The following is an 11,607-nucleotide window of genomic DNA, read 5'->3' on the forward strand; positions in this document are numbered from 1 at the left end:
TGCATACTGAGCATAACTTTAAGGTTCGACTTGAACTTTAGGGTTCTAGCGGAGGCCACATCGTGTCAATGAATCAGAATTACCTCGCCGTCATCAAGGTGGTCGGCGTCGGCGGTGGTGGCGTAAACGCTGTGAACCGCATGATTGAGCTTGGTCTCAAGGGTGTTGAATTCATCGCCGTCAACACTGACGCACAGGCTCTCCTCCTCAGTGAAGCAGACGTCAAGCTCGACATTGGCCGTGAGCTCACCCGTGGCCTCGGTGCTGGTGCTGACCCCGAAGTAGGCCGCAAGGCTGCAGAAGACCACGCAGAAGAGATCGAAGAAGCCCTCGCCGGTGCTGACATGGTCTTTGTCACCGCAGGTGAGGGTGGTGGAACTGGAACAGGTGCCGCTCCTGTCGTGGCAAAGATTGCCAAGTCCATTGGTGCACTGACCATTGGTGTTGTGACCAAGCCCTTTGGTTTCGAAGGTAAGCGCCGTGCAGCTCAAGCGGACACCGGTGTTGCTGCCCTCCGCGCCGAGGTTGACACTCTCATCGTTGTTCCCAACGACCGTCTTCTCGAAATCAGCGACCGCAGCATCTCCGTTCAGGAAGCTTTTGCAACTGCAGACCAGGTCCTCCTGGCTGGTGTTCAAGGAATTACAGACCTCATCACCACTCCTGGTCTGATCAACCTCGACTTCGCAGACGTGAAGTCGGTAATGCAGGGCGCTGGATCTGCCCTGATGGGAATCGGTTCCTCACGCGGGGCAGACCGCGCGATCAAGGCAGCCGAGCTGGCCGTAGCCTCACCCCTGCTTGAGGCCAGCATCGAAGGCGCCCGTGGCGTTCTTCTCTCCATTCAGGGTGGATCCAACCTTGGTCTCTTCGAGATCAATGACGCTGCTGCACTGGTCGGCGAAGCCGTTCACCCTGAGGCCAACATCATCTTCGGTGCCGTCATTGATGACACTCTGGGGGACGAAGTTCGCGTCACGGTTATCGCCGCTGGTTTTGATGGTGGCGAGCCCACGCACAAGGCCATGCCTCGCCGCGCATTCACCTCAACGGATACCGGTTCGGTACTCCCCGCAGGTGAGAGCATCTACTCCGAGACCGTGATCACCTCGACCACCGGCGTTTTCGCAGATGATGAGCTTGCCGCAGTGATGACCACTCCTGCGACCACGAGCCACGTCTCTGTCACTCCTTCCTACGTCGACGAGGATGACGACCTCGACATCCCCGACTTCCTCAAGTAAGTGAGCGCCTCCCTAGCCGAGCGTCTTTCGCTCGTACAGGAGGGAATCGCTGAGGCGGCCCGTAATGCAGGGCGCGACGTCAACGATCTCACCACGATTGTGGTGACCAAGTTCCACCCTGCTCAGCTCGTGCGAGATCTGTATGATCTCGGCGTGCGCAACGTGGGGGAGAACCGTCACCAAGAAGCCGAAGCCAAGGCAGCTGAGCTGTCTGAACTTGATCTCACCTGGCACTTCATTGGTCAGCTCCAGTCCAATAAGGCTCGTGCTGCCCGCAAATACGCCAGTGTGGTGCACTCGGTTGACCGACCCAGTTTGGTGACCGCTTTGGGAAATGCTGCTTTCACCCCCGAGGGGGAGCCGGAAAACAACATTGTTGAGGTATTGGATTGCTTTGTTCAGCTGAACTTGACCCAAGATCCTGCCCGTGGGGGTGTTCAACCCGCTGATGTGGTCGAACTCGCCGAGCTCGTTGCCGCGCAACCCAGCCTCAACTTGCTGGGCGTGATGGCGGTTGCGCCACTTGATGAAGAGCCTCGCGTTGCCTTTGCTCGTGTTCGTGCCGCATCGGAACGAGTTCAGACTGTGATCCCTTCAGCAACCTACATTTCTACCGGCATGTCCCACGACTATGCCGCTGCCATTTCTGAAGGCGCGACACACCTACGAATTGGCTCTGCAATCACGGGAAACAGACCTGTTTCCGGTTAATCTCAATTAGACGTTTTATTCCTGGAGGTACTCAATGTCCAACCCACTCAAGAAGACCATGGTCTATCTCGGTCTCGCTGACGAGGACACGAGCTACGACGCACCCGCATATGCTGCAGCACCTCAGGTTGCTCCCGTATCTGCTGGTCGTGCACAGGTAACCCCCCTTCGCCGTAACACCGCAAAGAACCAGGCAGCGAGCGACATGAACGAAATCGTCACCGTCCACCCCAAGCAGTACTCGGACGCAAAGGTAATTGCAGAAAACTTCCGTGAAGGCGTTCCCGTCATCATGAACCTCTCGCAGATGACCGAAACAGACGCTCGTCGTCTCATTGACTTCGCTTCTGGTCTGTCACAGGGTCTCTTTGGCAAGATCGAGCGCGTCACGAGCAAGGTATTCCTGCTCTCACCAGCACACGTTGCTGTTTCGGGCGATGCAGCTGCTGAGACCGCTGAAGTCGACACCACCTTCTTCGGTGAGTAAGCCGCTCGCCACTGTGTGGCTGCGTGCTGAAAGAAACTTATGTCTGTAGTAGGCATTCTCGGCGTAGTTCTTTACTACTCACTGTTGGTATTTGTCATTGCCATGTGGGCACGGCTCATCCTTGACTTCATTCGTGCGATGCGCCCGGGTTGGCGTCCGCCCAGCTTCCTGCTGGTAATCAGCGGTGTTGTTTATGGCATTACTGATCCGCCGATGAAGGCAGTTCGTCGATTCGTCAAGCCCATGAGCTTTGGTGCTATTGCACTTGATTTCGGCTGGACCGTGGTCATGTTGGCCGCAATTGTGGCGATGTATATCGCCGAATACCTGATGGTTCTTTAGTTAACCTCTGTAATTCTTCCTCAGGGGTTTCCGCACCACCCAACTCTTTTGGTAGCGTTAGGGACGTTGTCACTTAGACAACATATTTTTGTATCTCTCACTTGAGGATGGCTCGACATGGCTTTATTGCCAGAAGACGTAGTAAACAAGCGCTTTCAGCAGACTAAGTTCCGCGAAGGTTACGATCAGGACGAGGTCGATGACTTCCTGGACGAAATTGTTGTTGAGCTGCGTCGTCTCACCGCTGAGAACGATGAACTCAAGACCAAGCTTGAAGCTGCCGAGGCACGTCTAGAAGGCGGCGAGTCAGCAGCTCCTGCACGCCCTGTCTCCACCCCTGCACCTGCAGTAGTCGATGACACCAGTGCAACTGCTAGCGCAAATGATCTGCTAACTCTTGCCCGCCGTCTGCACGAAGAGCACGTTCGTGAAGGTGTTGAGAAGCGTGACGCTCTCATCGCTGAAGGTCACGAGACCGCTACTCGCCTTGTTTCTGAAGCAGAAGCAACCGCAAAGGCTCAGCTCTCCACCCTTGAAACTGAGAAGGCAACGCTGAAGAGGGCTATTGCTGAACTCAGTGGTTTTGAGAAGGAATACCGCGAAAAGCTTCGCTCTTACATTTCTAACCAGTTGGTCGAGCTTGATGAGCTCAATGTAACTGGTGACTCAGCCAAGAACTAACGTGGCGGTAAAACGGCCCGTGTGGGCTGTATTGATGCTTCTGGGCATCACTGCTGTCGTTGTCTACACCGCTGACCAGCTCAGCAAGTTGTGGGTCATGTCGACCCTCACTGAAGGTGTGAGCCAACCCATTCTGGGGGATTTCCTCCAGTTCTATTTCGTGCGTAATCCAGGTGCAGCATTCTCGCTTGCTTCTGGCACAACCTGGGTGTTTTCCATCCTTGCCGCGGTTGTCACCGTGGTCATTATTGTGTTCGCACGCAAAATTCGTTCCATCGCCTGGGCGGTGGTGTTTGGTTTACTCCTGGGTGGAACCCTCGGTAACCTCACGGACCGTTTGACCAAAGAAAACGGCGAGGGAGTCGTGCAGTTTGGGAATGGTCTGGTCATTGACTTCATTTCCACACCCTGGATGATGCCGGCGATTTATAACGTGGCTGATATCGCCATCGTCTCGAGCATGTGCTTGCTCGTATTGCTGACCTTGATGGGTTTCCACATCGATGGCACTCGCGAGCCACGAAAGTCTCGCCCTACTGGCTCTACAGACGCTGGTGCAACAGTGTTGCTGGGTGCCGCAGGCACGACCTCCAGCGTTCTCGGTGGTGGCGAATCAGTTGGCATTGATGGCACCGTCGATGGTGGTTCCTTTGGAGATGGTGGCTCAGGTGGAAACTAGATCCACTCCTGTTCCCGATGGCCTTGATGGTGTTCGTGTTGACGCAGGTTTAGCTCGTCTGTTCGGTTTTTCCCGCACTCAAGCAGCAGAGATCGCTGAAGCCGGGGGAGTAGAGCAAAACGGTGTTGCCCTCGGTAAATCAGACAAACTCCGAGCTGAAGCTTTCTTGACGGTGTCCTGGGAAGAAAAGCGCGGTCCCGAGATTGTGCCCATGATGGTGCCCAATTTTGGCATCGTCTATGACGATGACGACTTCGTCGTCGTGGATAAGCCCGTGGGCGTGGCAGCACACCCTGCCGCCAGTTGGGATGGCCCCACCGTCCTCGGTGCTCTTGCTGCTTCGGGATTCACCATTGCCACCTCAGGAGCTGCTGAGCGTGCAGGAATTGTGCACCGCCTCGATGTGGGCACATCCGGTCTCATGGTCGTGGCCAAGAGCGAGAAGGCCTACAGCGCACTCAAGCAGGCATTCCACGATCGTGAAGTCAACAAGATTTATCACGCGGTAGTGCAGGGCCACCCGGACCCTCTGGCAGGAACTATTGATGCTCCTATTGGGCGTCACCCTCGTTCTGACTGGAAATTTGCGGTCACCAACGATGGCAAGCATGCCGTCACTCACTACACAACACTCGAAGCGTTCCCTTTTGCCTCGTTGCTCGAGATCAAGCTCGAGACGGGTCGTACTCACCAGATTCGTGTTCACATGGCTGCCCAACGCCACCCGTGTGTCGGAGATAGCCTTTATGGCGCAGACCCTTCACTCAGTGGACGTCTGGGCCTTTCGCGCCAGTGGCTCCATGCTCACAAACTTGGTTTCACTCACCCCGCCACGGGTGAATATGTGGAGTTCACGTCTGCCTATCCTGCAGATCTGCAACACGCACTCGACGTTCTCGCCGCGGGCTAACCTTCAACTCCTAGGCAAAGGTTTTGCCCTCAGGAGTTTCTCGGCGTGTCGCATATGGCTAGTCTTGAACGACACGCCGTAACACGCCCCAGATATCAAGGAAGTGACTATGCCCGAGCAATCCCGCAACAAGCAGGAAGTGCTCATCGTCACCGGTATGTCTGGCGCTGGTCGTTCGACCGTGGGCAATGCCCTCGAAGACCTCGATTGGTATGTCGTCGACAACCTCCCCCCGCAGATGCTGCGCCCTCTGGTTGAGCTAGCAGATAAGGCAGGAGCAAACCTGCCCAAGATTGCCGCTGTGGTGGACGTTCGTGGCCGTGACTTCTTTGAGAACCTGCAAGAGATCATCCAGTCGATGCCGACAGAGACAGTCGTGCGCGTGCTGTTCTTGGACGCTACCGATGCGTCGCTGGTTCGTCGCTTTGAATCGGTTCGTCGCCCGCACCCACTCCAAGGCGATGGCACCATCTTGGATGGCATCATTGCTGAGCGTTCTCGTATGACGGCACTGCGTGAAAGCAGTGACATCGTCGTGGACACGAGCGATCTCAACATTCACCAGCTCTCTACATTGATTACAGAGCAGTTCGCTCAGGAAGACACCGCCGGTGTTCGTCTGAACTTGATGAGCTTTGGTTTCAAATATGGAACTCCTACAGATGTGGACCTCATTGCTGATGGCCGCTTCTTGCCCAACCCGTTCTGGATTCCAGAACTGCGGGGGAGCACCGGCATGGACAAGGAAGTCTCGGATTATGTCTTGGGGCAGCCTGGTGCGATGGAGTTCGTCGAGAACTATGCCAAGGCACTTGAGCCTGTTCTGGCCGGTTACCAGCGAGAAAACAAGCGTCACGCCACGATTGCTATCGGTTGCACCGGCGGGAAGCACCGCTCGGTTGCTCTGACCGAGGAACTAGCAAAGCGTTTGGCTGAGCTTCCTGGCGTCGTTGTGAGGGTCAAACACAGAGATTTTGGTCGCGAATAGCGACTGCAACAACATCATTACTGAAGAAACAAAGAGGAATTTGGGGATATGGGTCTCACCGAGAACGTTAAACAAGAACTGATTACCGTCGGTGCTGGCAAGACCAGCGTGCGCACGGCAGAACTGGCCACCGTGCTGCGCTTTGCGGGTGGTCTGCACACCATCTCGGGTCGTATTGCTGTTGAAGCAGAACTAGACTCTCAGGAACTCGCCACCCGCGTGCGCAAGGATTTGGCTGAGATTTACGGTGTTCGCTCTGAAGGTCGTCTCTCACCCAACTCGGGTGGCAAGAACGCTCCCACTTTCCTCGTGCGCGTCCTCGACGGTGAAACGCTGGCTCGCCAGACGGGCCTCCTCGATGCTCGCCGTCGTCCCATCCGTGGCCTACCCAACAAGCTCACCACCGGTAATTTAGAAGACCTTTCTGCGATCTGGCGTGGTGCATTCTTGGCTGCAGGTTCCCTGACCGACCCAGGCCGCTCGGCAGCACTGGAAATCGTCTGCCCCACCAACGAGGCCGCCATGGCACTCGTGGGGGCAGCAAACCGCCTCCAGTTCGCGGCAAAGGCTCGTGAAGTTCGCGGTGTTCACCGCGTTGTCATTCGTGAAGATGAGGCGATCTCTGCCGTGCTCACCATTATGGGAGCAACCGAGACGGTCAAGAACTGGGAAGAGCTGCGACAGCGCCGAGAAGTGCGTGCCACGGCCAACCGCTTGGTCAACTTCGATGACGCGAACCTGCGCCGCTCGGCACAGGCTGCCGTGGCTGCATGTGCTCGCGTAGAGCGTGCACTCGAGCTTCTGGGTGACGACATCCCAGAACACCTGAAGTATGCAGGTGAGTTGCGCCTGAACTTCCGTGACGCCAGCCTGGACGAACTGGGACACCACGCTGATCCTCCGATGACCAAGGATGCCGTTGCCGGACGTATTCGTCGTCTGCTCGCCATGGCAGATAAGCGCGCACAGGATCTGGGCGTTCCCGGCACCGAATCCGCTGTTCCCGACGATATTGACGCCTAAAACTTCTCAAAAATAACTCAGCTTTTCGGCAATAAACTTGTTGTCGAGACGGTTACATCCAGTAAGACTCAACCGCACGTTCTAAGGAGAACACCCGTGGCTAACTACACACTGCCCGAGCTCGACTACGACTACGCAGCACTTGCGCCTCACATCAGCGCAACCATCATGGAGCTGCACCACAGCAAGCACCACAAGGCGTATGTTGACGGCGCGAACACCGCACTCGAGAAGCTCACCGAAGCACGTGAGAAGAACGACTTCGCCAACATCAACAAGCTCCAGAAGGACCTGGCATTCCACCTCGGTGGACACACCAACCACTCCATCTTCTGGAAGAACCTGACTCCTGGCACCGAAGAGCGCCCCACCGGCGAACTCGCTGCAGCAATCGATGAGTACTTCGGTTCCTTCGACGCATTCAAGGCACAGTTCAACGCTGTTGCACTTGGTTTGCAGGGCTCCGGCTGGGCATTCCTGGCCTGGGATGCACTCGGCAAGAACCTCATCATTGAGCAGCTCTACGACCAGCAAGGCAACATCGCAGCAGGAACCATTCCTCTGCTCATGCTCGACATGTGGGAGCACGCCTTCTACCTGGACTACAAGAATGTGAAGGGTGACTACGTCACCGCTTTCTGGAACATCATCAACTGGGCGGATGTTTCGGCGCGTTTCGACGCTGCACGCAAGGGCGCTTCCAGCGTCCTGCTATTCTCTTAGTAGTTGACAACGGGTGTCCTGAAGCTTTTCGGGGCACCCGTTCCTACTGATTTTTCATCAACGTAATACCCTCCCTCCACCATCCCCACCACTGGAGCATTTCGCTCCCTAACATCACTTGGAGACGAAGTGACTGTCAAAGTTGGAATCAACGGTTTCGGCCGTATCGGACGTAACTACTTCCGTGCTGCACTCGCTCAGGGCGCAGACATTGAAATTGTTGCCGTCAACGACCTCAGCGACACCAAGGTGCTCGCTCACCTGCTGAAGTATGACTCGGTAACTGGTCGTCTGGACGCAGATGTATCGCACGATGACGAAAACATCATCGTCAACGGCAAGAAGATCAAGGTTCTCGCAGAGCGCGACCCTGCAGACCTCGGCTGGGGCAAGCTCGGTGTTGACATCGTTATCGAGTCAACCGGTCGCTTCACCGACAGCGCATCCGCTGGCAAGCACATTGCTGCAGGCGCCAAGAAGGTTCTGATCTCTGCTCCTCCCACCGGCAACGACATTCCTACCTTCGTCATGGGTGTTAACAACGAGAAGTACAACGCGGCTACTGACCACGTCATCTCAAACGCTTCCTGCACCACCAACTGCCTCGCACCTCTCGTGCAGGTATTTGACAAGGAATTCGGCATCATCACCGGTCTGATGACCACTGTTCACGCGTACACCGCTGACCAGAACCTCCAGGATGGTCCTCACTCTGACCTGCGCCGCGCACGCGCTGCAGCTATCAACATCGTTCCTTCCTCCACCGGTGCTGCAAAGACCATCGGTAAGGTTCTGCCTGAGCTCAACGGCAAGCTCGACGGTTTCGCACTGCGCGTTCCCGTACCAACCGGTTCGATCACTGACCTCACCATCCAGGTGGAGAAGCCAGTTACCGAAGAGCAGGTCAAGGCTGCATTCAAGGCTGCTGCAGAAGGTCCCCTCAAGGGCATCCTGAAGTACACCGAAGACGAGATCGTGTCGAGCGACATCGTGACCGACCCACACTCGTCGATCTTCGATGCTGGTCTGCTGCGTGTTCTGGGCAACCAGGTCAAGATCTCCAGCTGGTACGACAACGAGTGGGGTTACTCCAACCGTCTCGTCGACCTGACTGAGTACGTCGGCGAACAGCTCTAAAGAAAGTAATTCAATATGGCACTTCGCACCCTTTCCTCACTCGGTTCGCTTGCTGGCAAGCGGGTTTTGGTCCGCTGTGACCTCAACGTCCCGCTCAAGGATGGTGTGATTACTGACGACGGACGTATCCGTGCGTCGCTGCCAACATTGAACGCTCTGCTCGATCAGGGCGCCCGTGTCGTGGTGATGAGCCACCTCGGGCGTCCTGACGGAGCGCCCGAGGCTAAGTACAGCCTCGAACCTGCCGCAATTCGCCTGGGTGAATTACTCGGCAAGCCCGTTGCCTTCGCCACCGACACGGTCGGCGAATCCGCAACGGCCACAGTTTCTACTCTGGCTGATGGCCAGATTGCTGTCCTGGAGAACCTGCGTTTCAACCCAGGTGAGACATCCAAGGACGAAGCTGAGCGTGGCGCATTCGCTGCTCAGCTTGCTGAGCTCGGTGACGTGCTCGTCTCTGACGGCTTCGGTGTTGTTCACCGTAAGCAGGCTTCGGTCTATGACCTGGCCAAGCTGGTTCCCAGCGCAGCAGGTCTGCTCATCGAGACTGAACTCGATGTTTTGGACCGCCTCACTGAAAATCCTGAGCGCCCTTACACGGTCGTTCTCGGTGGTTCTAAGGTTTCTGACAAGCTCGGTGTGATTTCTCACCTGCTTCCTCGTGTGGACACGATTCTGGTTGGCGGTGGCATGGTCTTTACCTTCCTCGCAGCTCAGGGCTACAAGGTCGGTGCCAGCCTTCTTGAGGTTGATCAGCTCGACACTGTCCGCGGGTACATCTCAGATGCCGAAGCGCGCGGCGTGAAGATTATTCTTCCCACCGACATCGTGATGGCCAGCAAGTTTGGTGCTGATGCAGAGCACGTTGTTGCTCCAGCAGATGCGCTCGAAGACACCGCATTCGGTGCAACCGGTATGGGCCTCGACATTGGTCCTGAGACCGGTAAGGCATTCGCCGAGCAGATCAAGGCCTCCAAGACCGTGTTCTGGAACGGCCCTGCAGGTGTGTTTGAAATTCCCGCCTTCGCTGAAGGCACTCGCGCCATCGCACAGGCACTGACTGAGGTCGACGGCCTCAGCGTTGTCGGCGGCGGTGACTCAGCAGCTGCTGTGCGCATTCTTGGTTTCGCAGATGACCAGTTTGGTCACATTTCAACCGGTGGTGGAGCTAGCCTCGAATTCCTCGAGGGTAAGCGTCTACCTGGCCTGGAGGTCCTCGGATGGTAAACACTCGTACCCCGCTCATCGCGGGTAACTGGAAGATGAACCTGGATCACCTCCAGGCGATTGCGTTTGTTCAGAAGCTGGCGTGGACGCTCAAGGACGCCGGACACAAGTACACCGACGTTGAAGTTTCGGTCTTCCCACCCTTCACTGACATTCGTTCGGTGCAGAACCTGGTTGAAGCAGACAAGCTCGAGCTCGCCTATGGTGCACAGGACGTGTCCATGCATGACTCCGGTGCATACACCGGTGAAATCCCTGGTGGATTCCTGAATGCCCTGGGTTGCTCGTACGTGATCATTGGTCACTCCGAGCGTCGTCAGTACCACGGCGAGAACGACGAGATCGTGGGCAACAAGGTCAAGGCAGCTCTCAAGCACGGTGTTGTTCCTGTTCTCTGTGTTGGTGAAACAGAAGCGGAACTTGAAGAGTTCGGACCGTCCGCTGTTCCTGTTGCTCAGCTCAAGAAGGCACTCGAGGGCGTCTCTCAGGACGCAGCGATCGTTATTGCCTACGAGCCTGTCTGGGCTATTGGTACCGGCAAGGTTGCTACCGAAGAGCAGGCAGAAGCAGTGTGTGCTGCTATTCGCGTGGCACTCGGCGAAGTTCTCGGCGACGCTGCTGCACAGCGCACGCGCATTCTCTACGGTGGTTCGGTCAAGGCCAACAACATCGCTGGTTTCATGCGTCAGCCCAACATCGACGGTGCTCTCGTCGGTGGTGCCAGCCTGGACGTTGCAGAGTTCTCGAGCATTGCTCGTTTCCAGAAGCACGTTATCTAGTCGGGTAGACTGTAGCTATGGAAATTCTTCAGATTGTTCTGCAGGTGCTGCTCGGCATCACGAGCCTGCTCCTCACCCTGCTGATCCTCCTTCACAAGGGTCGCGGTGGTGGCGTCTCCGACATGTTCGGTGGCGGCATGAGCTCTACTCTGGGTTCCTCTGGTGTGGCTGAGCGTAACCTCAACCGCATCACCATCATTTTGGGTCTGGTCTGGATTGTCTGCATCATCCTGCTCGGCCTCATCACTAAGTTCCAAGGAGCATAACTATGGCATCCGGCGGAAGTGCAATCCGTGGCTCGCGCGTTGGCGCGGGACCCATGGGTGAACAAGATCACGGTATTCACGCAGAACGTATTGCCATCTCATACTGGGATGCTCTCGGTAACGAGACAGTACGTTACTTCGCAGCAAACCTGCCTGAGGAAGAAATTCCTGAGATCATCGACTGTCCACAGTCTGGTCTTCCTGCAGGTCGCGATAAGGCAAACCCACCTGAGCTAGCCAAGCTTGAGCCTTACAAGACTCACCTTGCTTACGTGAAGGAACGTCGCACCGAAGAAGAGGCTGAGCAGATTCTCGAAGACGCTCTCCACCAGCTCCGCGTTCGCCGCGGAACAGTGAAGCCCACCAAGTAACTTTCATATAGCCCCTGAGTAATCAGGGGCTATATTTTT

The 11,607-nt window shown here is 56.2% G+C and carries 15 protein-coding genes; all 15 read left to right on the forward strand.

All coding sequences use genetic code 11. The features are described 5' to 3' along the window. Positions 1-62: 62 nt before the first annotated feature. The 15 genes from ftsZ (at position 63) to AURMO_RS03245 (ending at position 11,568) form a co-directional block, all read left to right on the forward strand. Positions 63-1,244 carry a cell division protein FtsZ gene (gene ftsZ, locus AURMO_RS03175; protein WP_110233121.1) on the forward strand — a complete coding sequence of 394 codons (1,182 nt, stop codon included), beginning with the start codon at positions 63-65 and terminating at the stop codon, positions 1,242-1,244. Continuing rightward, the gene (locus tag AURMO_RS03180) at positions 1,245-1,955 is read left to right on the forward strand and encodes a YggS family pyridoxal phosphate-dependent enzyme (protein WP_110233122.1); all 711 of its coding nucleotides are present in this window, start codon (positions 1,245-1,247) and stop codon (positions 1,953-1,955) included. Positions 1,956-1,989: 34 nt separating this feature from the next. Next, the gene (locus AURMO_RS03185) at positions 1,990-2,442 is read left to right on the forward strand and encodes a cell division protein SepF (protein ID WP_110233123.1); all 453 of its coding nucleotides are present in this window, start codon (positions 1,990-1,992) and stop codon (positions 2,440-2,442) included. Positions 2,443-2,481: 39 nt separating this feature from the next. Next, a complete protein-coding gene (locus AURMO_RS03190) occupies positions 2,482-2,784 on the forward strand; it encodes a YggT family protein (protein WP_110233124.1) in 303 nt (100 codons plus the stop codon). Between the two features lie 117 nt (positions 2,785-2,901). Further along, entirely contained in the window at positions 2,902-3,465 is a 564-nt protein-coding gene (locus tag AURMO_RS03195) for a DivIVA domain-containing protein (protein WP_110233125.1), read from the forward strand. A gap of 1 nt (position 3,466) precedes the next feature. Then, positions 3,467-4,144 carry a signal peptidase II gene (lspA, locus tag AURMO_RS03200; RefSeq protein ID WP_239406861.1) on the forward strand — a complete coding sequence of 226 codons (678 nt, stop codon included), beginning with the start codon at positions 3,467-3,469 and terminating at the stop codon, positions 4,142-4,144. After that, positions 4,134-5,054 carry an RluA family pseudouridine synthase gene (locus AURMO_RS03205; RefSeq protein ID WP_110234858.1) on the forward strand — a complete coding sequence of 307 codons (921 nt, stop codon included), beginning with the start codon at positions 4,134-4,136 and terminating at the stop codon, positions 5,052-5,054. The genes lspA and AURMO_RS03205 overlap by 11 nt, the downstream gene beginning before the upstream one ends. Positions 5,055-5,163: 109 nt before the next feature. Further along, entirely contained in the window at positions 5,164-6,042 is an 879-nt protein-coding gene (gene rapZ, locus AURMO_RS03210) for an RNase adapter RapZ (RefSeq protein WP_110233126.1), read from the forward strand. A 48-nt stretch (positions 6,043-6,090) separates the two neighbouring features. Continuing rightward, the gene (gene whiA, locus AURMO_RS03215; protein WP_110233127.1) at positions 6,091-7,065 is read left to right on the forward strand and encodes a DNA-binding protein WhiA; all 975 of its coding nucleotides are present in this window, start codon (positions 6,091-6,093) and stop codon (positions 7,063-7,065) included. A 96-nt stretch (positions 7,066-7,161) separates the two neighbouring features. Continuing rightward, a complete protein-coding gene (locus AURMO_RS03220; protein ID WP_110233128.1) occupies positions 7,162-7,788 on the forward strand; it encodes a superoxide dismutase in 627 nt (208 codons plus the stop codon). 129 nt (positions 7,789-7,917) lie between these two features. Then, on the forward strand, positions 7,918-8,925 hold the full coding sequence (gap, locus tag AURMO_RS03225) for a type I glyceraldehyde-3-phosphate dehydrogenase (protein ID WP_110233129.1): 1,008 nt from the start codon (positions 7,918-7,920) through the stop codon (positions 8,923-8,925). A 15-nt stretch (positions 8,926-8,940) separates the two neighbouring features. Then, positions 8,941-10,152, forward strand: a complete 1,212-nt coding sequence (locus tag AURMO_RS03230) for a phosphoglycerate kinase (protein WP_110233130.1) — start codon at positions 8,941-8,943, stop codon at positions 10,150-10,152. Further along, positions 10,146-10,931 (forward strand): triose-phosphate isomerase, encoded by a 786-nt coding sequence (gene tpiA, locus AURMO_RS03235; RefSeq protein ID WP_110233131.1) that lies wholly within the window; start codon positions 10,146-10,148, stop codon positions 10,929-10,931. Before AURMO_RS03230 ends, tpiA begins: the two co-directional genes overlap by 7 nt. 17 nt (positions 10,932-10,948) lie before the next feature. After that, positions 10,949-11,197: a preprotein translocase subunit SecG gene (secG, locus tag AURMO_RS03240; protein WP_110233132.1), complete on the forward strand. Its 249-nt coding sequence runs from the start codon at positions 10,949-10,951 to the stop codon at positions 11,195-11,197. A gap of 2 nt (positions 11,198-11,199) precedes the next feature. Further along, positions 11,200-11,568, forward strand: a complete 369-nt coding sequence (locus AURMO_RS03245; RefSeq protein ID WP_110233133.1) for an RNA polymerase-binding protein RbpA — start codon at positions 11,200-11,202, stop codon at positions 11,566-11,568. The last annotated feature ends 39 nt before the right edge of the window (positions 11,569-11,607 follow it).

Origin of the sequence: Aurantimicrobium photophilum, assembly GCF_003194085.1 — a bacterium.
GTDB classification, from domain to species: domain Bacteria; phylum Actinomycetota; class Actinomycetes; order Actinomycetales; family Microbacteriaceae; genus Aurantimicrobium; species Aurantimicrobium photophilum.

What these genes read in the sequence shown, in the direction of transcription:
- AURMO_RS03185 (WP_110233123.1), top strand. Translation starts at nt 1,990, where the DNA reads ATGTCCAACCCACTCAAGAAGACCATGGTCTATCTCGGTCTCGCTGAC.
- AURMO_RS03190 (WP_110233124.1), top strand. Translation starts at nt 2,482, where the DNA reads ATGTCTGTAGTAGGCATTCTCGGCGTAGTTCTTTACTACTCACTGTTG.
- AURMO_RS03195 (WP_110233125.1), top strand. Translation starts at nt 2,902, where the DNA reads ATGGCTTTATTGCCAGAAGACGTAGTAAACAAGCGCTTTCAGCAGACT.
- rapZ (WP_110233126.1), top strand. Translation starts at nt 5,164, where the DNA reads ATGCCCGAGCAATCCCGCAACAAGCAGGAAGTGCTCATCGTCACCGGT.
- whiA (WP_110233127.1), top strand. Translation starts at nt 6,091, where the DNA reads ATGGGTCTCACCGAGAACGTTAAACAAGAACTGATTACCGTCGGTGCT.
- AURMO_RS03230 (WP_110233130.1), top strand. Translation starts at nt 8,941, where the DNA reads ATGGCACTTCGCACCCTTTCCTCACTCGGTTCGCTTGCTGGCAAGCGG.
- tpiA (WP_110233131.1), top strand. Translation starts at nt 10,146, where the DNA reads ATGGTAAACACTCGTACCCCGCTCATCGCGGGTAACTGGAAGATGAAC.
- secG (WP_110233132.1), top strand. Translation starts at nt 10,949, where the DNA reads ATGGAAATTCTTCAGATTGTTCTGCAGGTGCTGCTCGGCATCACGAGC.
- AURMO_RS03245 (WP_110233133.1), top strand. Translation starts at nt 11,200, where the DNA reads ATGGCATCCGGCGGAAGTGCAATCCGTGGCTCGCGCGTTGGCGCGGGA.